The organism is Microbacterium candidum, assembly GCF_030315975.1.
In the GTDB taxonomy this organism is placed as follows: Bacteria; Actinomycetota; Actinomycetes; order Actinomycetales; family Microbacteriaceae; genus Microbacterium; species Microbacterium candidum.
On record NZ_JASXSZ010000003.1, the window covers coordinates 66,924 to 91,873 of the forward strand.

General features: G+C 70.6%; 21 protein-coding genes and 1 tRNA gene. 11 read left to right on the forward strand and 11 right to left on the reverse strand.

Annotated elements, in window-relative coordinates:
• The first annotated feature begins 119 nt into the window (after window positions 1–119).
• Window positions 120–192: transfer RNA gene (locus QSV35_RS09750), tRNA-Ala, on the forward strand.
• A gap of 147 nt (window positions 193–339) precedes the next feature.
• Here the strand turns inward: QSV35_RS09750 and QSV35_RS09755 are convergent.
• The 6 genes from QSV35_RS09755 to QSV35_RS09780 all read right to left on the reverse strand — a co-directional run bounded on the left by QSV35_RS09755 (window position 340) and on the right by QSV35_RS09780 (window position 6,792).
• On the reverse strand, window positions 340–1,203 hold the full coding sequence (locus tag QSV35_RS09755; protein WP_286288552.1) for a PhzF family phenazine biosynthesis protein: 864 nt from the start codon (window positions 1,201–1,203) through the stop codon (window positions 340–342).
• A 48-nt stretch (window positions 1,204–1,251) separates the two neighbouring features.
• Entirely contained in the window at window positions 1,252–2,838 is a 1,587-nt protein-coding gene (locus QSV35_RS09760; RefSeq protein WP_286288553.1) for a carboxylesterase/lipase family protein, read from the reverse strand.
• 29 nt (window positions 2,839–2,867) lie between these two features.
• Window positions 2,868–3,536, reverse strand: coding sequence for a GAP family protein (locus QSV35_RS09765; protein ID WP_286288554.1), 669 nt, complete (start codon window positions 3,534–3,536; stop codon window positions 2,868–2,870).
• A gap of 62 nt (window positions 3,537–3,598) precedes the next feature.
• Window positions 3,599–5,332 (reverse strand): hypothetical protein, encoded by a 1,734-nt coding sequence (locus QSV35_RS09770; protein WP_286288555.1) that lies wholly within the window; start codon window positions 5,330–5,332, stop codon window positions 3,599–3,601.
• Entirely contained in the window at window positions 5,329–5,970 is a 642-nt protein-coding gene (locus tag QSV35_RS09775) for a response regulator (protein ID WP_286288556.1), read from the reverse strand. The genes QSV35_RS09770 and QSV35_RS09775 overlap by 4 nt, the downstream gene beginning before the upstream one ends.
• A 66-nt stretch (window positions 5,971–6,036) precedes the next feature.
• On the reverse strand, window positions 6,037–6,792 hold the full coding sequence (locus tag QSV35_RS09780) for a metal-dependent hydrolase (RefSeq protein WP_286288557.1): 756 nt from the start codon (window positions 6,790–6,792) through the stop codon (window positions 6,037–6,039).
• A gap of 153 nt (window positions 6,793–6,945) precedes the next feature.
• On the opposite strand from QSV35_RS09780, the gene QSV35_RS09785 reads away from it, so the two are divergent.
• The 5 genes from QSV35_RS09785 to proS all read left to right on the forward strand — a co-directional run bounded on the left by QSV35_RS09785 (window position 6,946) and on the right by proS (window position 13,447).
• Window positions 6,946–7,548, forward strand: coding sequence for a dihydrofolate reductase family protein (locus QSV35_RS09785; protein WP_286288558.1), 603 nt, complete (start codon window positions 6,946–6,948; stop codon window positions 7,546–7,548).
• 117 nt (window positions 7,549–7,665) lie between these two features.
• The gene (locus tag QSV35_RS09790) at window positions 7,666–8,160 is read left to right on the forward strand and encodes a hypothetical protein (RefSeq protein ID WP_286288559.1); all 495 of its coding nucleotides are present in this window, start codon (window positions 7,666–7,668) and stop codon (window positions 8,158–8,160) included.
• On the forward strand, window positions 8,157–10,325 hold the full coding sequence (locus tag QSV35_RS09795; protein WP_286288560.1) for a bifunctional polysaccharide deacetylase/glycosyltransferase family 2 protein: 2,169 nt from the start codon (window positions 8,157–8,159) through the stop codon (window positions 10,323–10,325). Before QSV35_RS09790 ends, QSV35_RS09795 begins: the two co-directional genes overlap by 4 nt.
• Before the next feature lie 34 nt (window positions 10,326–10,359).
• Window positions 10,360–12,006 (forward strand): acyl-CoA dehydrogenase family protein, encoded by a 1,647-nt coding sequence (locus tag QSV35_RS09800; protein WP_286288561.1) that lies wholly within the window; start codon window positions 10,360–10,362, stop codon window positions 12,004–12,006.
• A gap of 22 nt (window positions 12,007–12,028) precedes the next feature.
• Window positions 12,029–13,447: a proline--tRNA ligase gene (gene proS, locus QSV35_RS09805; protein ID WP_286288562.1), complete on the forward strand. Its 1,419-nt coding sequence runs from the start codon at window positions 12,029–12,031 to the stop codon at window positions 13,445–13,447.
• 39 nt (window positions 13,448–13,486) lie between these two features.
• Here the strand turns inward: proS and QSV35_RS09810 are convergent, their stop codons facing one another.
• A complete protein-coding gene (locus QSV35_RS09810) occupies window positions 13,487–13,747 on the reverse strand; it encodes a DUF6458 family protein (protein ID WP_286288563.1) in 261 nt (86 codons plus the stop codon).
• A gap of 339 nt (window positions 13,748–14,086) precedes the next feature.
• Here QSV35_RS09810 and QSV35_RS09815 point away from each other — a divergent pair, with 339 nt between their 5' ends.
• Entirely contained in the window at window positions 14,087–15,169 is a 1,083-nt protein-coding gene (locus tag QSV35_RS09815; protein ID WP_286289088.1) for a zinc-binding metallopeptidase family protein, read from the forward strand.
• Window positions 15,170–15,232: 63 nt separating this feature from the next.
• On the opposite strand, the gene QSV35_RS09820 is transcribed toward QSV35_RS09815, so the two are convergent.
• Window positions 15,233–16,948, reverse strand: coding sequence for an amidohydrolase (locus tag QSV35_RS09820; protein ID WP_286288565.1), 1,716 nt, complete (start codon window positions 16,946–16,948; stop codon window positions 15,233–15,235).
• Between the two features lie 80 nt (window positions 16,949–17,028).
• On the opposite strand from QSV35_RS09820, the gene QSV35_RS09825 reads away from it, so the two are divergent.
• A complete protein-coding gene (locus tag QSV35_RS09825) occupies window positions 17,029–17,631 on the forward strand; it encodes a TetR/AcrR family transcriptional regulator (RefSeq protein ID WP_286288566.1) in 603 nt (200 codons plus the stop codon).
• Here the strand turns inward: QSV35_RS09825 and QSV35_RS09830 are convergent, their stop codons facing one another.
• From QSV35_RS09830 to QSV35_RS09840, 3 genes are read right to left on the reverse strand one after another with little or no spacing between them, the layout of a single operon-like run.
• Window positions 17,632–18,483 carry a 3-methyladenine DNA glycosylase gene (locus QSV35_RS09830; protein WP_353618973.1) on the reverse strand — a complete coding sequence of 284 codons (852 nt, stop codon included), beginning with the start codon at window positions 18,481–18,483 and terminating at the stop codon, window positions 17,632–17,634.
• Window positions 18,484–18,494: 11 nt separating this feature from the next.
• Window positions 18,495–19,211, reverse strand: a complete 717-nt coding sequence (locus tag QSV35_RS09835) for an SOS response-associated peptidase (RefSeq protein WP_286288568.1) — start codon at window positions 19,209–19,211, stop codon at window positions 18,495–18,497.
• A gap of 9 nt (window positions 19,212–19,220) precedes the next feature.
• Window positions 19,221–20,279, reverse strand: coding sequence for an App1 family protein (locus QSV35_RS09840; RefSeq protein WP_286288569.1), 1,059 nt, complete (start codon window positions 20,277–20,279; stop codon window positions 19,221–19,223).
• A 74-nt stretch (window positions 20,280–20,353) separates the two neighbouring features.
• Here QSV35_RS09840 and QSV35_RS09845 point away from each other — a divergent pair, with 74 nt between their 5' ends.
• From QSV35_RS09845 to QSV35_RS09855, 3 genes are all read left to right on the forward strand, one after another.
• Entirely contained in the window at window positions 20,354–21,628 is a 1,275-nt protein-coding gene (locus tag QSV35_RS09845) for an anthranilate synthase component I family protein (RefSeq protein WP_419956832.1), read from the forward strand.
• Window positions 21,629–21,699: 71 nt separating this feature from the next.
• Window positions 21,700–24,255, forward strand: a complete 2,556-nt coding sequence (leuS, locus tag QSV35_RS09850) for a leucine--tRNA ligase (RefSeq protein WP_286288570.1) — start codon at window positions 21,700–21,702, stop codon at window positions 24,253–24,255.
• Between the two features lie 89 nt (window positions 24,256–24,344).
• Entirely contained in the window at window positions 24,345–24,950 is a 606-nt protein-coding gene (locus QSV35_RS09855) for a ComEA family DNA-binding protein (protein WP_286288571.1), read from the forward strand.

Here is a 24,950-nt window from a genome sequence, read left to right on the forward strand (position 1 = left end):
GCCTCCCGGGTGTCGGTTCCCGAGCGTACGTATGGGCACCGACATCCGCTCGATTTCGTTTCCGGGCGGCGCATGCAGTAAGCTGAATGAGTTGTCCGGAGCGATCTGGAGCAGCATCCGGGCCTGTGGCGCAGCTGGTAGCGCACCTGCATGGCATGCAGGGGGTCAGGGGTTCGAGTCCCCTCAGGTCCACCGATACCCCCGTAGTTCCGTGGAACTACGGGGGTTCTTCTGTGCACGGGACGGGCGGTCGAAGCCGGCCGCACCGCGGCCGACCCTCGTGGGAAGAGCGCAGATCAGGCGAGCGAACGACCGCGCCGCCGTGCGCCCTGCGGCGGGTCAGACGATGTCCGCGGTGCCCGTCACGGTGATACCGCCGTCTGCGGGGATGTCCACCTTCAGAATGCTCGGGCGTCCGACGTGCCGGCCCTGATGGATCGTCAGACGGGCCGGCGGAGCGACCTTGTTCATCGCGCGCAGATACGCGCCCAGAGATGCCGCCGCTGATCCGGTCGCAGGATCCTCGGTGATCGCACCGACGGGAAACGGGTTCCGTGCCTCGAAGTCGTCGAAGGCATCCGTGATCGCGTGGACGACGGTGACGGTGCCCGTCCAGCCCTGCGCATCCATGAGCAAGCGAACGCGCGCCGGATCGAACGTGAACGCGTCGAAGGTGCCCTGCTCGCGGATGGCGACGATCGGGTGCCAGTTGCCTGCGAACGACTCGCGCAGCGGCAGATCGTCGTCGAGATCCGCCGGGGTGAGCCCCAGGAGTCCCAGCAGTTCCTCGGCCACGTCGGGCTGGAGCTCCCGGATGAGGGGGGAGACGCTGGTGAAGGATGCCGTGACCTCTCCTCCCGTGGTCATCTGGGTGTCGATGACGATCGGTCCCACCGCCGTCTCGAACGTGAATTCTCCGACGCCCCTGTCGGTCGCGAGGAGCACCGCAGCAGCGATCGTCGCGTGTCCGCAGAACGGGACCTCGGCGCCCGGCGAGAAATAGCGGATCCGAAGGTGTCGCCGATCCTCGTCGACGGCCGGATCGACGATGAACGCGGACTCGGGGTAGCCCAGTCGGGCAGCGATCGTCTGCATCCCGGACTCCGTGAGCGCCGAGGCATCCGGGACCACGCCGGCGGGGTTCCCGCCGGTCGGCCCGTCGGCGAACGCGGTCATGTGCAGGATCGGGATCTCGGTCGACACACCTCCATTCTGTCCGCGGTGCGCCCTGCCGGTTCCCGATCGGCGGGATCACCGGAAGGCGAGCACCTCGTCGCCGTATGCCGTGCGGAGCGGGGCATCCAGGTCGGACACCATCGTGTCCTCACGGTCGATGACCAGCGTCTGACGGGGAAGGTCGGTCCGTGTCGTGTCGTACCGGTCCCAGGTCGGTGCGCCGGGAGCGTCCGGTGCCTTCCCGTGGGCGAACGCCGTCCAGCGGCTCTGCATGCGCTCCGAGATCATCTTGGCGGTACGGCGCCCGCCGAGGCGGAACGTCGGGTCTTTCGGCCCGCCGTCGAGGTTGCCCCACAGGTAGGGCAGCTCGGTCGCGTGCGTCGCGCCGAGGCCGATGAGTCGCAGGAACGGCGCGGCGTGGTCGAAGCGGTACAGCCACACGTCGGCGATCGTGCTGTGTCCTTCTGCGACCCACACGGTAGGCATGCGGAAGCCGATGTCGCGAGCGATGCCGAGACCGATGCTGCGGTGCCGGGCGTTCTCGTAGGCGGCCTGCACCTGCGCGAGGCTCGGAGGCGTGAGCGCCGGGTTGTCGGCGGCCATGTCGCCGAACATCTGCTGGATGCGGTCGTCGGTGATCGGGATCAGCGGCGACTTCATGAACCGGAACAGGGACGCCTCATCCCTGTTGGTGCCGATCATGATCGGGACGGGCAGTCCGCGTCCTTCGCGCAGCACGAGCGCGGGCGGTTCGGGGAGAAAGTCGCCATCGACGACGGGAGCGAAGGCGAGAGTGCCGGGAGCGGATGCGGGGATGTCGGCGTAGACAGCCATCGCAGCCTCGACGACATCGCCTGCGGGTGCCGCGCGCAACATGTCTGCGGCGGCAGCACCGTCGGACAGATCGATGGCGAGTTGACGGACGAAGCGCGCGGCGACCTCCTGGGCCCGGCCGATGCCGTACACGCTCGAAGCGGGCGACGACTGAGCGATGGCGCGGTGGAACAAGCCCTCCGCGGCGGGAGTGGCGAGGAGAGTCGTGACCAGGCCGCCGCCCGCGGACTCGCCGAAGACGGTGACGCGATTCGGATCGCCGCCGAACGCGCTCACGTTGTCACGCACCCAGGCCAGCGCCAGCAGCACATCCTTCAGAGCGAGGTTGCGGTCGAAGCCGGCATCCGGCAGCAGACCGGCGAGGTCGAGGAACCCGAACGCTCCCAGCCGGTAGTTGATCGTGACGACGACGACATCGCCCCTCGTGACGAGGGAGGTCGCGTCGAAGAGCGGCTGGCTGGATGAGCCGAATGTATAGGCTCCGCCGTGGAGCCAGACCATGACCGGCAGCGGCGACTCAGCGGGCGTGTCGGGAGCCCAGACGTTCAAGGAGAGGCAGTCCTCGTTCATGGATGCGTCTTCGCCGAGCGGGACGGCGGGGTTGAGGCGCTGCGGGCAGACCGGTCCGAAGGCCGTCGCATCGACCTCGCGATCGGCTGCGATCGCGGGCACCGGATCGCGCCAGCGCAACGGTCCGGCGGGAGCCTGCGCGAACCGGATGCCTCGCCACACGCGAACGCCGCCGGTGACGGTGCCGCGGAAGGTGCCCGCGGGTGCGGGTGCCAGACAGGTGTCGGCGGGGACTGCGGACGAGATCGCGTGCGACATGGTGCTTCTTTCGTTTCTCGTGGGCTTCGTCAGGCGGCGACCTGCTGGACGACGTGCGCTCCCTCGTTGATCGCGAGGATCGCGAAGAGGACCGTCATGATCGCGGCGTTGTGCGTGATCAAGCCGACCTTCACGTGTCCGAGCGCCCGCGTCATCCGCGCCGACCCCGTGCCCGCGAGGACGGTGGGGACGATGAGTCCGATCGACCCGACGACGGCGAGGGCCACGCAGACCGCGGCGGCGATGAGAGGCTGCGTGTGCGCGGAACCGATCAGCGCGCCACCCTTCAACTCGAGCGGGATGTTCTTGGCGTTCGTGACGGCCATCAGGAGGCCCAGGCCAGCGGCGCGCACGGGCGTGATGGTGTCGACGGCGGCGAGCCAGCCGGGAGTCTTCGGGACTGCTCCCGCTCGCGGCCGGGCGTGCCAGCTCAGCACCGACAGCACCGCGAACCCTGCCGTGAGCAGGCTGGCGAGGACCAGCATCACGGTCGTCCGTCCCGCGGCCGCTGAGGCGCTCCCGCCAGACGCCGCCCCGATGGCGACGAACCCGAGTGTGACGAGAGCGAACGCCCCCGTGTAGGCGGGCGCCGCCGTGCGGCCGCGCGCCGACAGCAGGATCGCCACGACCGCGACGATCGGCAGAGGGGACACCGCGATCCCGACGGCGAGAGGGAGCAGCTGGTTCAGCGCGTTCATGACGGTCATCCGTTTCGAGTCCTGGCGATGCGAGGAGGGATCCTCGCTGCCACGACGAGACGCTATGACCGCCCGATGTGACCGTCGACCGGATGTTCGGCTGACACGACAGCGGCCGGGACGGGAAGAGCCGCCTCGAGAACAGCGCCGCCAGGGGCCGGGCGGACATGTGCGCCGAGCGAGCGGACATGAGAGGCCGGGCGAAGCTCGGCGCCCGGCCGCAGCGGCCCGAACGACTTCACGCGCACCCGCAGGTGCGGCCCGGCGCCTGTGCGGATGACGTCGACGGCCGCCTCAGCGCGGTGCGCACTGGTGTGCTTGACCGCATTGAGCACACCTTCCGCGACGATGTCGTACACGTCCTGCGCCTCGCCCGATCCCGCATCGAGAACGACCTGGGCATCGGGTGCGACGGACACCTGCAGATCGATCACCCGGCCCCACGTCGAGACGAGCGCGGCGATGGATGCCGTCCCCGCCGACGGCGGGCGATCGAACACCGTGGCGACGCTCTCGACGAGTTCGCGGAGCTCACGGACCAGGGCAGCCAGCTCGTGGTCGGAGGGATCCGGATGCTCCAGCACGAACAACGTGCATCGGCTCTGACCGTCGCGGTGCAGGAGCTCGGCGGCCGCGCCGAGTGCGTCCCGGGCCGGCCGGGTTCCCGCCCGCGATGCCCGCTGCGCTGCCTTTATCGCGGCCGACAGGCGGCGCTGCTCGACGCGCAGCGCATGGACGGCCCCCGTGCACAGCCCGGCCGCGAGGGCCAGCGCGGGATAGACCAGGACCGGCACGATGGCCAGAGCCGGTGGTGCCCCGGCGGCGGAGGCGAGCACGGTGAGAGCGGTGCCGACACAGACGGCCAGGATCCCGAAGAGTGCAGGTGCCCGCCCGATCCTGCTGATCGAGCGGCGCCGGGGGAGCGTATCCGCCAAGAGCCCGCCGAGCACGGCGGTCACCACGCCCAGGAGGAGGGCGATCGGCGACGCGGCGCGGGTGGCGTAAGGCAGTAGGCATGCCGCGTACAGGACCGTCGCCACACCGACGGGCGGCAGGCGGAACGGAGGGAGCCGTATGCCCGCGAAGCGGACGCCTGCCGGGGGCGCGGGCACAACCGGAGCGGCGATCGCGGACGGAGCGGGATCGGATTCGACCAGCCGTACGAGTCGGTGGCTCCACGGGCGGACGCGCTCCATGGCGAGAAGCCGGACCTCGGCGGCAGCATCGCGACTGCTCGGCAGTCTTTCGACGCCGTGTCGGAGGTCGGCGACAGCCTCCAGGATCGTCGCCCGCGCCCGCACCGCGAAGGCGTCGGCTCCCCGTCCGGCCTCATCGAGCCGGGCCACGGCGGCGCCGAGGAGGATGTTCGTCTCCCGCAGCGATCTCAGGGTGTCGACGATGATCGCGATCGCGCAGAGAACGATCGCCCACACCGCCGCATTCGTGGCGATACGGAAGGGCAGCTGCCACGCGGGCGGAGGCTGCGCGCCGAACAGGTGCAGCCAGGCATCCTGGATCATCGGACGGGATGCGGCCGTGGCGACGATCGCGATGGCCACGAAGACCGCCCGCCCGCGCGGGCGGGGCATCCATCGTTCGACGATCCCGACGACGATCAGCGCTGCGGCGAAGCATGCCCACGTTGCGAGCCCCGCCAACGCGAGCGCCGCCCACGATCCGCCGGCGGCCGGAGCCATCACCGAGAGCGACAGCGCGAGCGAGACGGCTGCCGACCAGCCGGAGACGAAGTGCCCGCTCCCGGCGGCCGCGCGCACGGCGGCGGCCAGTCGATTCACCGGGTCGGACCGAAGGCCGCGAGGTAGGTGGATGCGGCCGCGACACGCGGGCTCACACTCGTCTCGCCGGTGAGCCCCAGTCGGTCGAAGATGCGGCTGATCGAGCGCTCCACGGCGCGCACTGATGAGCTCGACTCCTGCGCGATCTGCTCATTGGACCACCCGCGGGAGATCATCCCGAGCACCTCCAGCTGATGTCGGGTGAGGCCGTCGAGCCCTTCACCGGCCGCGACGACAGGGGGTGCCGGTATCGGGTGGGTCGACAAGGCCGTCTCAAGAGCGGCGATGAGGTCATCCGGCGAAGCGAGATCCTGCTTCGACACGAACACCGCGCGCTCGACCCCCATCGCCTTGGCGCCCGCGGCGGCGCGCGGGTAGCTGCTGAGGAAGACGATGCCGAGGTGCGGTGCCAGTTCGGACAGCATCGCCGCGAGTTCGGCGCCGGAAGGTCGCGAACCGAGATCGATGTCGGTCAGCAGCGCGTCGGGGTCGAACTCCGTGAAGAGTCTCATCGCCTCGGCGGCGTCGGCCGCGCCGGCCGTCTCCCACCCGTGCCGGGTGAGCATGTCGCACACGAGCAGCCGCAGCGCCGCCTGATCTTCGACCACCAGTACACGTCGCACCCACCCGGAACCCATCGCATCACGATATCGAGAGGGCGCCCGCCCCCGGCGTTGTGACGTGCGCGGGCGACGTCACCGGCGCTATCGGGTGATCAGCAGGAGAAGGCTCGCCCCGACGCCCCACAGCGCGTACAGCGAGATGGGCACCAGGAGGAGCCACTCGCGCCAGGAGCCGGCATCCCCGAGCACCGGCAGCGCGATGTAGCCGCCGCGGCTCCACAGCCAGTGCGGCACGAGCGGGGGGCCGGGCACCTTCAGCGGCCAGAAGACGGGCAGGCCACCCGTCGTGAGGAAGTCGCCGGCGAGGTGGACGACGATCCCGATCACCACGATGGCCGGGAGCAAGGGCAGGAAGGACGGCCACAGCAGGCAGATGGCCGCTGCCGCGCCGACGCCGGCGAGCCAGGCGAGGGTCCACGAGCTCACGATCTTCAGCACCCGCAGCGCGAACGCCGCGAGCACGGCGATCGTCGCCCCGCACACCCACCACGAGATCGAGTACCGATCGGTCGTGATCCACGACAGATGCCACGCCGCCCAGGCCAGGGCGATGACGACCGCGGCGGCGAGCGGGGAGTGCGTTCCGTGCCGATGGCCGCCGGAGATCGTGCTGACGAGCGATGCGGCCGCCTCCGAGATCGGGCCGGCCGACCGGGCTGCCGTCGCCTGGCGGTGGTCGGCGTCCGGCAGGAGCGCCGCGCCCGCGCACAGGACCGCCCCCAGCGCCGTCTCGCCCGGGGCGAGCGGAAGGACGTGGAGGGCCGCGAGCCCGGGGGCGGTCGCGGTGACGGCGACCCAGGCGGCCGCTCCCGTCGCGGCGTGGTGGCCACCCATCATGGCTCCGGCTCCTCCCGTATGGATGCGGGACGTGGAGTCGGCCCCGCATCCATCATGGCCGCGACCTCGGACAGCCGATGACGCTCTGGTCGCGCGCCGACCGATCGGATAGCATTCCAGCGCCGTCGCACCCCCGACAGGAAGCCGATCGCCATGTCATCCGTCGTCGCCACCATGTCCATCACCCTCGACGGCGTCGCCGCCGGCGGTCACGTCACCGAAGAGCATCCGTTCGGCGACCTGCCGCAGGAGACGTTCTTCCGGTGGATGGATGAGACGCCCGAAGAGAACCGTGCCGCCTTCGACGCGATCGTCGCCGGCGGCGCCTACATCATGGGGCGCAACATGTTCGGCCCGATCACCGGGCCCTGGACCGTGGAATGGAACGGCTGGTGGGGGCCGAACCCGCCGTACCACGCGCCCGTCTTCGTCCTCACCCATCACCCGCGCGCATCGGTGGTGATGGAAGGCGGCACCGTCTTCCATTTCGTCACCGACGGCATCGTCTCGGCACTCGAGCGGGCGAAGGATGCCGCCGGCGAACGACCGGTGCACATCGCGGGCGGGCCGTCGACGACCAACGCCTATCTCGCCGCAGGTCTCGTCGACGAGCTGTATCTCAATGTCAATCCGGTGGTGGCGGGCCGCGGCCTGCGCCTGTTCGACGGTGTCGGACCTCTGCGCCTCGATCAGCTCGCCGTCGAGCCCAAGTCGCTCGTCACGCACTTCCGCTACCGCGTCGTGCGCGACGGATGACCCGCTCCCCGGGGGCCGCGTGAGACGGCGCTGCGTGAGAGAAATCTCACGATTCAGCATCGATTCAGCCAGCCCGACTACTGTCGTGGGGTCCGAAACCCGTAAGGACCCGACCGGATGACGAACCCCCCGACCACCCGGCGCGAAGCACGCCTTGCCGCAGAGGCGCAGGCTTCCGCGCCCGCGGACCAGGCCGTCTTCGTCGACCCCTCCGGGCGTCGGTCGCGTCGCGCGCGCGGCGTGGTGGCCGGCGTCGTCGGCGGGGTCCTGCTCTACGTCGTCTTCATCGCCGTGGCGATCCTCGGGCAGTCCGGTGTCGAGTCGCCGCTGCTGCCGCATCCGCCCGCACCAGCCGCGGGGTCGGAGACGAATCCGTCCCACTCCGCCACCCCGTTGCCGACCGCGATCGCCGAAGACCCCGTGCCGCTGCCGTCGGAGAGCGCCATACTCCATCTCATCGGCACGGGAGCCGCGACGCATCCGTCGACCGCGCCGACCTCTGTTCCCGTCGCGTCGCCCACGCCGGCGCCGAGCCCGTCGGCGACCGCTCCTGGCCGGAGCGGGTCGGCTCCCAGCCACACGCCCAAGCCGAAGCCGACCGGTAAGCCGTGAGCCGGGCCGGTCACGCCGCGCGGCCCCGCGCGCACTGGGTCGCGCTCGCCGCGCTCCTCGCCTTCCTCGCGCTGACACTCACCGTGCAGGGGTACATGCACCACCTCGCCGGCGTCAGCGACGACGGAGCGACAGTCGGCGGATCGGCGTCGGCCGTTCCCGCCTCCGTCTCGCAGGGCGGTCCGGTGATCTCGGCCCGCGGCGACGTCCGGACATTGACGCCCGGACCGAAGACGATCGCCCTGACGTTCGACGACGGCCCCGACCGCGTGTGGACGCCCAAGATCCTCGACGTCCTGAAGGCGAACGGCGTGCATGCGACGTTCTTCGCCGTCGGCGAGGCCGTGATCTCGCACCCCGACCTCGCGCGCCGCATCCTCGCCGACGGGAGCGAACTGGGCGTCCACACGCTGACGCACACCGACCTCGGCTCGGCGCCCGCGTGGCGCAGGCAGCTGGAGATCGTCGGAGGTCAGCAGGCGATCGTGGATGCGACGGGCTCGTCGACGTCGCTCTTGCGGCCGCCGTACAGCTCGGAGAACGCGGCGGTCACGAACGACACGTGGGCGGCGATCGAGGATGCCGGGGGCGACGGCTATGTCACCGTCCTCAGCACGCTGGACAGCGAGGACTGGCGGCGACCGGGTGCTGCCCGCATCCTCCACAACGCGACGCCCACCGGATCGAGCGGGCAGATCCTGCTCATGCACGACGGCGGCGGGAACCGCAGCGAGACGGTCGCGGCGCTCGCGCGGCTGCTGCCTGAGCTCAAGGCGCAGGGGTATCGGGTGACGACGGTGAGCGACGCCGTCGGCCTCACCCAGACGATGCACCCGGCCTCGATCTCGGAGCGGGTGACGGCCGGCGCCTTCGCCTGGACGGTGCGCATCAGCGACGCCGTGATGGGCATCGTCGGATGGCTGCTGCTTTTGAGCGGAATCGTGATGCTCGTGCGCTCCGCCCTCGTCGTGGTGGTCGCCGCCCGGCATGCGCACACGACCCGCCGCGCGCGACGTGCCGCCTCAGCCCGCGCGCCGGGCGCGGCGAGGAGCTCGTCGGTGGTGCCGGGAGTCGTCACCGACCCCGTCTCCGTGATCGTCCCCGCGTACAACGAGGCCGCAGGCATCGAGGCATCGATCCGGTCGATCGCCGCCTCGACCCACCGCGTCGAGATCATCGTCGTCGACGACGGGTCGACCGACGGCACGGCCGACATCGTCGAGCGGATGCGGATCCCCGGAGTGCGTGTCATCCGCCAGCAGAACGCGGGCAAGCCTGCGGCCCTCAACACGGGCCTGCTGGCCGCATCCCACGAGCTCGTCGTCATGGTGGACGGTGACACGGTGTTCGAGCCGGAGACCGTCTCGCGCCTGGTCCAGCCGTTCGCCGACCCGGCCGTGGGCGCCGTCTCCGGCAACACGAAGGTCGCCAACCGACGCGGGATCCTCGGCCGATGGCAGCACATCGAGTACGTCGTCGGATTCAATCTCGACCGGCGCCTGTTCGACGTCGCCGAGTGCATGCCGACCGTTCCCGGAGCGATCGGGGGCTTCCGGCGTTCGGCGCTCGCGGCGGTCGGCGGTGTGAGCGACGACACGCTCGCCGAGGACACCGACCTCACGATGTCGCTCCTGCGCGATGGCTGGCGCGTGGTCTACCGCGAGGACGCGCGCGCCTGGACGGAGGTGCCGGCATCCCTCGGCTCGCTGTGGAAGCAGCGGTACCGCTGGTGCTACGGCACGCTCCAGTCGATGTTCAAGCACCGCGGCGCCGTCGTGCAGACGGGGGCGGCCGGAAAGCTCGGCCGCCGCGGGCTCGTGTACCTCCTCGTGATCCAGGTGATGCTGCCGCTGCTGGCGCCGATCGTCGACCTCTTCGCGCTGTACGGGCTGTTCTTCCTCGATCCCGTGAAGATCATCGGCTTCTGGCTCGCCTTCCTCGTCATCCAGACGCTCGTGGCCGCCTACGCGTTCTTCCTCGACGGTGAATCCCCGGGGCCGTTGTGGACGCTCCCGCTGCAGCAGGTCGTGTACCGTCAGCTGATGTACCTCGTGGTCATCCAGTCGGTGTTCACCGCTTTCGCGGGACGTCGCCTGAGATGGCACCGGATGGAGCGATACGGAACGCTGCGAGCTCCCGCCGGACAGCGGGTGCCGTCCAGCTGAGCCCGCCGCGCCGCGGCGGTCGAGAGGAGCCGTCATGGCCGCCGGCCTCACGATCCCGGTCAATCAGGCGCCGCCGCGCGTCGGCCTCGACGAGTTCGCGGCCGACGAGCCGCTCGTCGACGCGGTGTCCGCGTTCGGCGCCGAATGGGCTGTCCACTCCCTCCATGAGGTCGGCCGGCTCGTCGGTTCCGCCGAGTTCCAGCGCGATGCGGAGAAGGCGAACGTCAATCGGCCGGTCGCGCGGATCTGGGACCGCTACGGCGCCCGCATCGACGAGGTGGAGTACGACGAGTCGTACCACCGGGTCATCGGCCACGCGATCGCGCACGGCGCGCACACGTCCGGCTGGGCAGACCCGCGGCCGGGATCGGGCGTTGCGCGGGCGGCGACCTTCATGCTGTTCGCGCAGGTCGAGCCGGGGCACGCGTGTCCCGTTTCGATGACGCACGCCGCGGTCGCATCCCTCGAGGGGTCGCCGTGGATCGCAGACGAGTGGATGCCGCGGCTCCTCTCGCGCTCGTACGAGCCGCGGCTGCTCCCGCCGGCGGAGAAGCGCAGTGCCCTGGTCGGCATGGCGATGACCGAGAAGCAGGGCGGTTCCGACGTGCGGGCGAATCGGACCGAGGGCGTGCACCTGGGCGGCCGCAGCTATCAGGTCGACGGGCACAAGTGGTTCTGCTCGGCCCCGATGTCGGACGCGTTCCTCGTGCTCGCCCAGACGCGCCGCGGCGGAACGGACGAGGGGCTCTCATGCCTCGTCGTGCCGCGGGTGCTCGACGACGGCACACGCAACACCTTCCGCATCCAGCGGCTGAAGGACAAGCTCGGCAACGTCTCCAACGCCTCGAGCGAGATCGAGTTCGACGGCACGATCGCCACTCTCGTCGGCGAGCCTGGCCGCGGAGTGCGCGCGATCATCGAAATGGTCCAGCGCACGCGGCTCGACTGCGTCCTCGGGTCGGCGGCCGGGATGCGGCAGTCCGTCGCCGAGGCCGTGTGGCATGCCCGTCACCGGGCCGCATTCGGCGCGCTCCTGGTGGAGCAGCCGGCGATGGCGGCGGTCCTCGCCGACCTCGCGCTCGAATCGGAGGCCGCGATGCTCGCCGGTCTCCGACTGGCGCAGACGTTCGAGCAGAGTGCCTCCGACCGCGACGGGGCCCTGCGGCGGCTCGCGACCCCCGCGCTCAAGTACTGGGTGTGCAAGCGCGGGCCCCACCATGCCTACGAGGCGATGGAATGCCTCGGCGGCAACGGATACACCGAGTCGTTCCCGCTCGCCCGGCGCTACCGCGAGCAGCCGGTGATGGCCATCTGGGAGGGATCCGGGAACGTCATCGCCCTCGACGTGCTGCGGGCTCTCGCGCGCGACGCGGAGTCCGCCGAGGCCCTCCGCGACGAACTGGAGACGACCAGGGGAGCGCACGCGCTCCTGGATGCGCACGTCGGCCGCACGCTGCGGCTGCTCGGTGAGGTGGCGGGGGACATGGATGGCGCCCAGGCGCAGGCGCGCCGGCTCACCGAGTCGCTGGCGCTCGCGCTCCAGGGGTCGCTCATGGTGCGGCACGCGCCCGCGCACGACGCGGAGACCTTCCTCGCCGCGCGGCTCGGCGAGGATCGGGGTGCGCAGTACGGCGTGCTGCCACGCGGGACGGATGCGGCCGCCATCCTCGCCCGCCACTGAACCGCCCCGCTACCGTGGGTGGATGACGACGGATCGCCCGGGAGTGCTCGCGTCTGTGCGCGACGACTTCCCCCGCTGGTACCAGGACGTTCTCGAGAAGGCCGAGCTCGCCGACAACGGGCCGGTGCGCGGGACGATGGTGATCCGACCGTACGCCTACGCGATCTGGGAGCGGATGCAGGCCGAGGTCGATGCCCGGATCAAGGCCGCGGGCGCGGAGAACGTCTACCTTCCGCTGTTCATCCCGCAGTCGTACCTCGAGCGTGAGGCCGAGCACGTCGAAGGGTTCAGCCCCGAGCTCGCGGTCGTGACGCACGCCGGCGGCAAGGAGCTGACCGAGCCGGTCGTCGTGCGCCCGACGAGCGAGACGGTGTTCGGCGAGGTCATGGCGAAGTGGGTCCAGTCGCACCGCGATCTGCCGCTGCTGCTCAACCAATGGGCGAACGTCGTCCGCTGGGAGCTGCGGCCCCGCCTGTTCCTCCGCACGAGCGAGTTCCTGTGGCAAGAGGGGCACACGGCGCACGCGAGCAGGGAGGATGCGGCGGCCTACGCCCGGCGCATCCATCTCGGCGTCTATCGCGACTTCCTGCAGGAGGTCCTCGCGATCCCGGCCCTCGTCGGCGTCAAGACGCGACGGGAGCGCTTCGCCGGCGCGATCGACACCCTGACGTGCGAGGCGATGATGGGCGACGGCAAGGCCCTGCAGATGGCGACGAGCCACGAGCTCGGACAGAACTTCGCGCGTGCCTTCGGCATCACCTATTCGGATGCCGACGGCGTCGAGCAGACCTGCTGGACGACGTCGTGGGGCTCCAGCACCCGGATGATGGGCGGACTCATCATGTCGCACGGCGACGACCGCGGCCTGCAGGTGCCCCCGCGCATCGCGCCGATCCAGGTGGTCGTGCTGGCCGTCAAGGACGATCCGGATGTGGCAGCGGCCACCGCCCGCATCGCGGCGGCGCTCACGGAGGCGGGTGTCCGGGTGCGGGTCGACGAGCGCACGAACCAGGGCTTCGGCCGCCGCGCGACCGACTGGGAGCTGAAGGGCGTTCCGGTGCGGATCGAGGTCGGGCCGCGCGACGTCGCCGCGGGCACCGTCACCGTCGTGCGCCGGGACCGCCGCGAGAAGGCGGTGGTGGCCGCGGACGGGGTGGTCGCCGCGATCGTCGAGACCCTCTCGGCCCTGCAGGTGGAGTTCGCGGCGAGCGCCCGCAGGCGCCTCGACGAACGGATCGTCGACGTCGAGACGCTGTCCGACGCGCGAGCCGCCGCGGCCACGGGCTTCGCCCGCATCCCCTGGAGCGTGCTCGGCGAAGACGGGGAGCGGGAGCTCAACGAGGGCGCCGTCACCGTGCGCTGCCTGCAGACTCCGGACGGCCGCATCCCGTCCGGAAGCGATGCCGGCGAACTCGTGGCGATCGTGGGCCGCAGCTATTGAGCGCATCCGGGTCTCCGCGTTCGCGGAGACCCGGATGGGTCAGATCTGCTCGTCACCACTGGCGGACGTGCTCCGCCGGGTGGTCTGGACCTGCGACTCGGGGTCGACCATCGTGCGATTCGTCGTCACGGTCCGCTTCCGCCGCAGCGAGAAGATCAGACCGAGCACGAAGACGACCGCGCCCGCGATCATCAGGATGTAACCCACCAGATGCAGGTCGATCCACGAGACCGAGATGTTGAGGGCGAATTCGAGGATCGCGCCGATGACGAAGAGGACGATTCCTGTTCCGATGCTCATGGTGCACCTCCTGATGCGCGCGAGCGGTTCGCGCGTCCGTGGCCATGCAATCCCCGTCGGGATCGCGAGCCGACGCATTCCACGCTGTCACGCGAGGCGGATGCGGTGGGCGGAATACAGGTGGTTCCCCGGACCTCGGAGCGGAGTGTCAGGCTCGGCGTACGGCCCGGCGTAGGCGTACAGCGCCCGTTCAGGCGAGCTCGTGGATGTCGGCTCCCCGGTGCCGGAGCCGGCCCCGACTGACCGTCCCCTCGAGGGCGGCACGCGTTGCTGCTGGAACCCCGACGGAGCGTCACCGACGTCGGGAGCACGCCGCCGCCGCGCTACCGTGAGAGCGTGATGTCCCAAGCGCGCTGCCCGCACTGCCGGAGCTTCGTCTACCTCGACACCCTCGTCTGCCCGGGCTGCGAGGCCGAGCTCGCGTACCACGTGCCCACGCGTGCGTTCGTCGGCATCCGCAAGGGCCAGGCGGTCGTCGACGGCGAGAACTGGTACACGTGCTCGAACCGTGACTGGGGCTGCAACTGGCTCGTCTGGGAGAACGCGTCCGCCGGCCGCTGCTTCTCGTGCCGCCTGACGCGCAGACGGCCGGAGCTGAACGACACGGTCGCGCTCGAGAAGCTCGCGAAGACGGAGGAGGCGAAGCGCCGGCTCCTCCTCCAGCTCGCCGATCTCGGCCTCCCGATCGTCGGGTGGGAACAGAGGAAGGGCGGACTCGGGTTCGACCTCATCTCCAGCTTGTCCGAAGGCAAGCACGTCACGATCGGTCACGCCAACGGGATCATCACGATCGACCTCGCGGAGAACCTCGACGACCGCCGCGAGGCGCTGCGCGTGAAGCTCGGCGAGCCGTACCGCACGATGCTCGGGCACCTCCGTCACGAAATCGGTCACTACTACCAGAACGTCCTTCTCGGCGACGACGCACTGTGGGATCGCTGCCGCGAACTCTTCGGCGATGAGCGTACGAGTTACCGCGACGCCATCAAGCGCCACTACAAGTTCGGCGCGCCGACCGGCTGGCACGAGTCATTCATCTCCGAGTACGCGACGATGCACCCGTGGGAGGACTTCGCGGAGACCTTCGCGCACTATCTGCACATCACCGGCACCCTCCAGACGGCGGCTGTCATCGGCATCCATCTCGACGCGTCGGTGACCAACCTGCGCGACACGGACGTCGTGCCGCTCGCGTCGTACCGCTACGAGCCGATCCAGCGCCTCCTCACCGACTGGGAATGGATGTCGCAGGCCTTCAACCGCATCAACCGCTCGATGGGGTTCGGCGACCTCTATCCGTTCACGATCGTCGCCCCCGTGCGCCACAAGCTCGCCTTCATGCATGACATCGTCACGCGCGCGCCGATCAACGAGGACGAACAGGAGGCGCTCGTGACGGCGCCCGCGGCAGGGAGCGCTTAGCGCCTCATTCGGGGACGCCATCGTCGCGGGCGAGGCTGCGGCGACCCGCCCACGGCGAGTCCCTCAGTGCTCGTGGCCGTGCGGGTCTTCGGCTCCGGCCCCGGCCGCAGGATCGGTGGCGGGCGCCGTGCCGACGGCATCCGTCACCGCGCCGCGCGAGTGCGCGACCCGGCCACCCACCATCGTGACCTCGGCGTGCTCGGCGAGCAGGCCCGCCGGGTCGCCTTCATGCGTGTAGAGGTCTCCGGACCACACGACGAGGTCCGCGAGCATTCCGGCACGCAGTGTGCCACGATCGGCTTCGGCGTGCCAGGCGCGCGCACCGTGAACCGTGTACGCCTCGAGCGAGCGGTCGATGCCGACGCGTTCCGCCTCGGTCCAGGCATCCGTTCCGTCCAGGGCTGCGCGGGTGGCCGCGGAGTACACCCCGACGAGCGGATCCATCTCGCCGACCTGCCAGTCGCTCGAGAAGGCGACGGTGGCGCCGGAATCCAGAAGGCTCTTGAACCGCCACGCGCGGTCCCAGCGCTCTTCGCCGACGTTCTCCATCCAGGTCCCCGCGACGAGGTCGGGTGAGCAGTGGCGCGGCTGCATCGCCGCCGTCACTCCGAGCTCCCGGAAGCGGGACAGGTCGTCGGGATGCAGGCACTCGACGTGCACGATGCCGTGACGACGGTCGACGGTGCCGTTCACGCGCTGCGCGTTCTCGATGGCGTCGAGGGCGAGACGGATGCCGGCGTCGCCGGTCGCGTGGGTGTGGGTCTGCAGGCCCAGCCGGTCGAGCTCGGTGATGACGTCGACGAGCTCGCGGCCGCCGTTCCCGGCGTAGCTCGGTCGCCCGCGCCGTCCGGGACGGTTCGCGTAGTCCTCGAGCATGAGCGCGGTGTGCGGCTCGATGACATCGTCGGAGTAGAGCTTCACCGGACCGACCTGCAGGAGCGGATCGGTCGTGAAGCCGTCGATCGTGTCGCGCAGGCGGCGGCGGAATCCGCCGTCCGCGCCGACCGGGTGGAAGAGGGCCGCGATCACGCGGGATGTGAGCACGCCCTCGGCGAGCGCGCGCTCGAACAGCGGCAGCTCGGCGAGGGGGACCTGCGGCTCGACGACCGTCGTGACGCCCAGGGCCGTCGCCATCCGCATGCTCGACTGCAGCTTCCGATACCGTTGAGCGGGGGAGTACATCGGGATGTCGCGCTGCAGCTGCGCGAGCCCGGCCTCCGTCATCGCGCTCGTGTAGAAGTCGGTGACCCAGCCGGTCGGCTCGCCGGTGACCGCGTCGCGTTCCGGACGTCCCCACGCGATGTCGCCGCCGTCCAGGATCCCGAGGGCCTGCAGCGCCGCACGGCTCAGCCACACCGAGTGCTGGTCGTACGTCGTGACGAAGATCGGGCGATCGGTGAGCCCGGCAAGGTCCGAGGCGTCCGGGCGCCGGTTCTCGACGATCGAGTAGACGGCGTTCTCCGCACAGATCCAGTCGAGATCGGGGCGGGATGCGGCGAACCCGCCGATGCGGCGGCGCACCTCGTCCAGGTCGTGCGCGCCCTCCAGGCTCACCGCGTCCTCGTCGAAGCCGAGGAGGAGGTGGTTGTGGCTGTCGATCATGCCCGGGGTGACGAGGCGCCCGTCGGCCTCGACGGTACGGCGGGCGGCGGGTGCGTCGGCGGCCGGTCCGACGTAGACGATGCGGTCGCCGTCGACGCCGACGGCCTCCGCCCACGGCTCGGCCGGGTCGAACGTGCGCACGCGGGCGCCGGTGATGAGTGTGTCGATAGCGGGCATGTCGTCCTCGGGGAAAATTCTTTGACTCAAGTGTCAAAGAATGCTTCCAGGGTTGCACGATCCTCAGCTAGTGTCAACGGATGGCCCGTCCGAAGCGTCAGGAGGAGCGCCGCGCAGCGCTCATCGAAGCGACCTATCTCGCCGGCGCGGAGCGCGGCCTGCGCGCGCTGTCGCTCACCGACGTCGCCGAGAAGGCGGGGCTCACACGCGGGGCGATCCTGTACTACTACGAGGACCTCGACGCGCTCCTTGTCGAAGCGCATTCCGCCGGCGTCGCCCGCTTCTGCGACGAGCGCGACGCGCGGATCGCACAGCTCGACGATCCTCGGGAGCAGCTGGGGGTGGCGATCGACGCAGGGCTTCCCTCGGGCCCGGACGACGCGCTGATGAGCCTGCTCTACGAGTTCGACGTCCTCGCCGGCGGCTCTGCGCTCCACGACGAGCTCGTGCAGAAGCTGTACCTCCGCCAGCTGGACACCTACCGCCGCGTGATCGCCGCCGGCCGGGAGTCGGGAGCGTTCTCGCCGCGCCTGGACGACGAGCAGCTCGCGATGACGTTCGTCGCGCTCGAGGATGCGTACGGCCTTCATATCGTCGGCGGCAACGCGCTCATGACGGTCGATGCGGCCCGCGACGCGATGCGGGCGGTGGCAGGTGATCTCGGCTGCCGTCCCGCGGACTGATCAGGCGGCGACGGATGCGACCGCGCGCGCGGTCTCGATCGCATCGAGGAGGCGCTGTCGCAGTGCCTGCCCGCGATCGGTGAACCCGCGCTGACGGCGCACGTATTCGGCCTTGCCCTCCGGCGTCTCGATCGCGACGGGCTCGGCGCCCCACGCGCGCAGGTCGTACGGAGAGGCCTCCATGTCGAGTCGTCGGATGTCGCGCGCCAGCGTGAACGCATCGAGCAGCAGCTCGCCCGGCACGAGCGGGCCGAGCTTGATCGACCACTTGTAGACGTCCATGCCGGCGTGCAGGCACCCGGGCTGTTCGAGCGCCGGCTGGTCGTCGCGAGTCAGCGGGACGCGGTTGCGCGGCACCGCGTCCGGTGTGAAGAAACGGAACGCGTCGAAGTGCGTGCAGCGGAGATCATGCCCTTCTACGACCGCATCGGTTCCCGTCTGCCCGAGCCGAAGGGGAGCCGTGTGCCGGTGTTCGTCCTGGCGATACACCATCGCCCACTCGTGGAGGCCGAAGCATCCGAACCCCGCCGGCCGGTTGAGGGCGCCGCGCACGATCCGCTCCACGGCGTCGACGAGCACGGCCTTCTCGGCGAGGAAGGCGGCTGCATCCACCCGAACCATGTCGCCGCACAGCTCGTACCACCGCCATGCGGCGCGGTCCGCCGCATCCTCGAGCTCGACTCCGGCACCCGGGTGCCACCGCCGGAGCACCGCGGGCTTGTACGAGTAGTAGCTGAACAGGAAGTCGTCGATCGGATGCTTCTCGCCCCGGGCTGCGCGGCCGCGATGATCGGCCGTGAGGGCGTCGGCGCGCTCGGCGTGGCGGGCCTCCCGCGCGCGCCAGTCGGCCACGGCGAGAACCGTCACGCGGCCTCGACCGGATCGATCAGCTCGGGGGAGTCGTTGCGCACGTTGCCGACGGCCTTCGACACGACGTGGTTGTCGAGCGTGTCGGCCAGGGCCGGGGCCGCATCGATCGCCGCATCGAGGACGTCGCCGACGTTGTCGACGGTGGGGTCGAGCCAGGCATCGGCGAAGTCGGCGTCGAGGAACAGCGGCATGCGGTCATGGATCGACCCGAGCGCTCCGATGGAGTCGCGCGTGAGGATCGTGAAGCTCAGCAGCCATCGGTTCGGGTCGTCGTCGGCGGCCGCCGGGTTGCGCCACCACTCGTAGAGACCGGCGAAGAACAGCGGCTCGTCGCCGGCGGGGTGGATGTAGTGCGGAACCTTGCCCGTATCCGTCGTCTTCCACTCGTAATAACCGGATGCCGGCACAACCGCGCGCCGCTTGATGAGGGCGTTGCGGAACATCGGCTTGTCTTCGACCTCTTCGGCGCGCGCGTTGAACGCCTTGACGCCGATCGACGGGTCTTTCGCCCACGCCGGCACGAGCCCCCAGCGCGCAGGCTCCAGCCGCCGCGTCGGCGGCTCGGTCTTCGCGGAGTCGAGCACGATCGCCACGCGCGCGGTCGGCGCCACATTGTAGGAGGGCGCGGGCAGATCGTCGCCCTCGACGTCGACGCGGAGCACGCCGACGAGCTCGGAACCGACGTTGGCAACCACGAATCGACCGCACATGCCGTCAGCCTACGCGGAGGGTCGGACGTCGCTGTCGAGGATCCCGACCTCGGAGAGACGGTCGAGAAGGGCCGCGCCGTCCGGGCCGCTGACCCAGGGGACGTCGGCGGCGGAGTGGTCGTCCACGACCGTGCGGCCGCCGGCGAGGACGGCCTCCGCGGGGGACAGGCGGCGGATCGCGACGGCCGCCACGCTGTCCGGGCTCTCGCCGGCGAACGTCGTGTAGATGTCGTCGTCGTGCTGGCCGTCGTCTCCGATCAGCAGCCAGCGGATGTGCGGGAACTCCGTCGCGAGCCGCCGCAGATTCTGGAGCTTGTGGGTGCGGCCGCTGCGGAACCAGCGGTCGTGCGTCGGGCCCCAGTCGGTGAGGAGGAGCGCGCCCGAAGGGAAGAGGTGCCGCGTGAGGAACCGCATGAGCGTCGGTGCGGTGTTCCACGCACCGGTGGAGAGATAGACGACCGGCGCACCGGGCTTCTCCCGCACGATCCGCTCCAGCAGCACGGACATGCCCGGAACCGGCTGCCGTGCGTGCTCGTCGACGACGAACGTGTTCCAGGCGGCGACGAAGGGGCGCGGGAGGGCGGTCACCATGACCGTGTCGTCCACGTCGGACACGATGCCGAACCTCGTGTCCGGGGCGACGACGAGGCACCGCGACTCCACGGGCTCCCCACCCTCGACGGAGACGGTGAAGGAGTGCCAGCCCGGCTCCAGATCGGCGGGCAGAGTGACGTCGACCACGCCGCCGCGGTCGGCGACGACGTCGTGGTCGACGCCGGCGATCGTCACGCGCACCTGCGCGAATCCGATCGGCACGGCCGCGAAGCTGCGCCAGCCGCGTACCGAGGCCGTGACCTCGCGACGTTTGCGGGCGGGCAGCAGCGGCACGATCATGACCCGCCCGAGCACGCGCACCCATCCCTCGCCGCCGTAGCCGGGGAAGGTCATCACCGTCGGGGTCAGCCCGCGGTGCCGCGCACGGCGTTCTCGCCACGCATGGAAGCGGTATTCGAGGCGCGCCAGCCACAGCACGCGGGCGCGCGTGTGCTCTGCGGCGTCTCGGGGCATCCCCTCCAGTCTCCCATGCCAGCCCGGTGATCCCTGGTCTCTGCCTGGAGGTGCGCTGGCCCTAGCCTGAACGTGTGGATCCGAGGCCGGTGCGTGCGCCGTGGCGCGACCCCGAACGGCTGTTCGCGGGCGCGGCGACGCTGCATCCGGATCTCTTCTGGCTGGATGCCGGACCAGCCGCCGTGTCGGGCTGGAGCTGGCTGGGCGTCGGCTCCCCGGCCGCGACCGACGATGTCCGCGCCGTGCGGTGCGGTGGTGCGGCCGCTGAGGCCGGGCCGTTCCACGGCGGCTACGTCGGCTGGCTCGGCTATGAGGACGGCGCGGAGCGCGCCGGCGCGCCGATCGCGGAACCGGATGCCGGCATCCCCTCGAGCGCGTGGCTGCGGGCCGACCGATTCGTCGGGTTCGACCACGCCACCCGGACCGCGTGGGTGTTCGCCGAGGACGCCGAGGCCTTCGCGCGCGAACTCGACCTGTGGGACCGCGACCCGGCGGCGACCCTCCCGCCGTCGCGCGCGGTGCGCGCCCGTCACGAGCCCGCGGAGTACGCCGAGCTCGTCACGGCATGCCGCGCCGCGATCCGCGAGGGCGATGCGTATCAGCTGTGCCTGACGACACGGTTCGAGGTCGACGGCGTGGTGGACGACGTCTCCGCCTATCTGAACCTCCGTCGCGCGACCCCGGCGCACCACGGCGGCTTCATCCGCATCGACGGGGTCGCGCTCGCAAGCGCCAGCCCCGAACGGTTCCTCGAGGTCCAGGACGGCGTCGTGCGCACACACCCCATCAAGGGAACGCGCCCGCGGGGGACGGATGCGGCGTCCGATGCGGCACTGAAGGCCGAATTGCGCGCGAGCCCGAAGGAGCGCGCCGAGAACGTCATGATCGTCGACCTCATGCGCAACGACCTCGCACGTGTGGCGGACACCGGGACGGTCGTGGTCGAGAATCTCCTCGAGGTGGAGTCGTACCCCGCCGTGCATCAGCTCGTGAGCGCGGTGGCGGCGCGCATCGCGCCGGGGACGACCGTCGGACGGCTCTGGGATGCCGCGTTCCCCGCGGGAAGCATGACGGGCGCTCCCAAGCTCTCCGCCATGACGATCCTGCACAGACTCGAAGGCGCGCCCCGCGGGGTGTTCGCCGGCTGCTTCGGATGGGTCGGCGACGACGGGGGGATGGATCTCGCGATGGTGATCCGCTCGATCGTGGTCCACCGGCGCGGCGCCTACGTCGGCGCGGGCGGCGGCATCACGTGGGGGTCGATCCCTGCGGACGAGGTCGCCGAGGTCGGTGTGAAGGCGCGGGCGCCGCTCGCAGCGCTCGGGGCGAGCCTGCCGCCCGGCTGGTGAACCTGCCGTCCGGTAATCTGGAGGGCACGCTTTCGCGTGTGAACCCGCAGAACAGGATTGGCGCCTCCTCCGTGTCCCACACTTCTCCGTCCGACGACCGTTTCGACACGTATGCCATCCAGCAGAAGTGGCAGGCGCTCTGGACGGAGCACAACCCGTTCCGTGCCGGCGGGAACGAGGACACGCGTCCGCGCAAGTACGTGCTCGGCATGTTCCCGTATCCGTCCGGCGACCTGCACATGGGGCACGCGGAGAGCTACCTCTACGTCGACATCGTGGCCCGCTTCTGGCGCCACCGCGGGTACAACGTCCTGAACCCGATCGGCTGGGATTCCTTCGGCCTGCCCGCGGAGAACGCGGCGATCCAGCGTGGCGCGGACCCGCGCGAGTGGACCTACGCGAACATCGCCCAGCACAAGAAGAGCTTCCGCGAGTACGGCTCGTCGTACGACTGGAGCCGCATCCTCCACACGAGCGACCCGGAGTACTACCGCTGGAACCAGTGGCTGTTCCAGCGCCTGTACGAGCGCGGCCTCGCATACCGCAAGGACAGCCCGGTCAACTGGTGCCCGAACGACCAGACGGTGCTCGCCAACGAGCAGGTCGTCGACGGGCACTGCGAGCGCTGCGGCGCCGTCGTCGTCAAGAAGAAGCTGACGCAGTGGTACTTCCGCATCACCGACTACGCCGATCGCCTGCTCGACGACCTGAACCAGCTCGAGGGCTTCTGGCCGCAGAAGGTCATCCAGATGCAGCGCAACTGGATCGGCCGCTCGATCGGCGCCGACATCGACTTCGAGATCGAGGGACGCGCCGAGAAGGTGACCGTCTTCTCGACGCGCCCCGACACGCTGCACGGCGCGACGTTCTTCGTCGTGGCGCCGGACTCCGACCTCGCTGCGGAGCTCGTCGTGGAGTCCGGAGCCGACGTGCGCATGCGCTTCCAGGACTACCTCGAGCGCGTCCAGCGCGAGACCGAGATCGAGCGGCAGTCGACCGACCGGCCGAAGACCGGCGTCTTCCTCGAGCGGTACGCGATCAACCCGGTGAACGGCGACCGTCTGCCGATCTGGGCGGCCGACTACGTGCTGGCCGATTACGGCCACGGCGCAGTCATGGCCGTGCCTGCGCATGACCAGCGCGACCTCGACTTCGCTCGCGCGTTCGACCTGCCCGTGAAGGTCGTCGTCGACACGACCGCGCCCATCACGGGTGCCATCCCCGTGATCGAGGTGGATGAGGACGGCGTGCCCGTCGGCATCGACCTCGACGACCTGGACCCGGCGAAGACCGGCGTCGCCCTCACCGGCGACGGCCGCATGATCAATTCCGGTCCGCTCGACGGGCTGTCCAAGCGCAACGCGATCGCGCGCGCCATCGAAGAGCTCGAGAAGGCCGGCCGTGGCCGTGCCGCGAAGAACTTCCGACTGCGCGACTGGCTGATCTCGCGTCAGCGGTTCTGGGGCACTCCCATCCCGATGATCCACACGCAGGACGGTCGCATCGTTCCCGTTCCGGACGACCAGCTGCCGCTCCGTCTGCCGGACGCCGAGGGGCTCGACCTCAAGCCGAAGGGCACGTCGCCGCTCGGCGGCGCGACCATGTGGGTGGAGACGACCGATCCCGAGACAGGCGAGCCGGCGCTCCGCGACGCGGACACGATGGACACCTTCGTCGACAGCTCGTGGTACTTCCTCCGCTTCCTGTCGCCCGGTGACCCGAACGAGGCCTTCTCGACGAGCGAGGCCGACCGGTGGGCGCCCGTCGACTCCTACATCGGCGGCGTCGAGCACGCGATCCTGCACCTGCTGTACGCGCGCTTCATCACGAAGGTGCTGTACGACATGGGGCTGATCGACTTCACCGAGCCCTTCTCGACCCTCATCAACCAGGGCATGGTGCTGCTGGGCGGATCGAAGATGTCGAAGTCGAAGGGCAACCTCGTCGAGTTCGCCGCCAGCATGGTCGACCCGGGCGCCGACGTCGTGCGCATCGCGATGGCGTTCGCCGGGCCGGTCGAGGACGACATCCACTGGGAGGACGTCTCGACCACCGGCGCGCAGAAGTTCCTGGCGCGCGCGCTGCGCGTCGCGCAGGACGTCACGAGCACGAAGGACGCCGTGTGGGCGGAGGGGGATGCATCCCTCCGACGTGTGACGCATCGCCTCCTCGCCGACGCCCCGGGCCTTGTCGAGCAGACGAAGTTCAACGTCGTCGTCGCACGCCTCATGGAGCTCGTGAACGCGACCCGCAAGGCGATCGACACCGGCGCCGGCCCCGCCGACCCGGCCGTCCGCGAGGCCGCCGAGGTCACCGCGATGATCCTCGACCTCTTCGCGCCGCACACCGCCGAAGAGATGTGGGAGATGCTCGGCTACGAGCCGTTCATCGGTCTCGTGGGGTGGCGCAGCGCCGACCCCACACTGCTCGTGGAGGAGTCGGTGACGGCGGTCGTCCAGATCGACGGCAAGGTTCGCGCGACGCTCGAGGTGGCGACGCGCATCGACCAGGCGGAGCTCGAGCGACTCGCTCGGGCCGATGAGCGTGTGCGACGCGCTCTCGGCGATCGGGAGATCGTCCGCGCCGTCGTGCGCGCGCCGAAGGTCGTGAGCTTCAGCACGAAGTAGTTCCCTCCACAGGAGGGCTTGGACGGCCCGTATCCACGCATTCGCCGAATCGGCGGGCGTCGGATGCGGGCCGTCTCTAGCGTGGGGCCGTGACGACCGAGGAACCGCCCCGTGCTCGGCGACGACTCGGGGTCGGCGCCGCGATCGTCGTCGCCCTCGCGGCCCTCGCCGTCACCGTCGGCATCGGCATCCTGCGTGGTGCGACGGCGCCTGTCGACGAGGTCCCGCTCGCCGTGTCGACGACGGGTGCGGCCGTCCGCGCCGCGGCGCTCTTCGTCCACGTCTCGGGTGCGGTGCGGGCTCCCGGGCTGTACAGACTCGACGACGGGGCGCGGGTGATGGACGGCATCGCCGCGGCCGGAGGGTTCGCGGACGGTGCGGCGAAGGATGCGGTGAACCTCGCCCGCCCGCTCTCAGACGGCGAGCAGCTCGTCGTGCCGGTGGTGGGCGCCGAGCCCCCGGCTGGAGGAGGGGCTGCCTCGGGTGCCGCGTCTGCCGGCGATTCCCGCGTCAACCTCAACACCGCAGACGCGGCCGCCCTCGACACGCTTCCGCGCATCGGGCCGGCGCTCGCCGCCCGCATCGTCGCATGGCGCGACCAGAACGGGCGGTTCACGAGCGTCGACGACCTCCTGGCGGTACCGGGCATCGGCGAGAAGATGCTCGAGAGCCTCCGCGACCTGGTGACGGTGTGA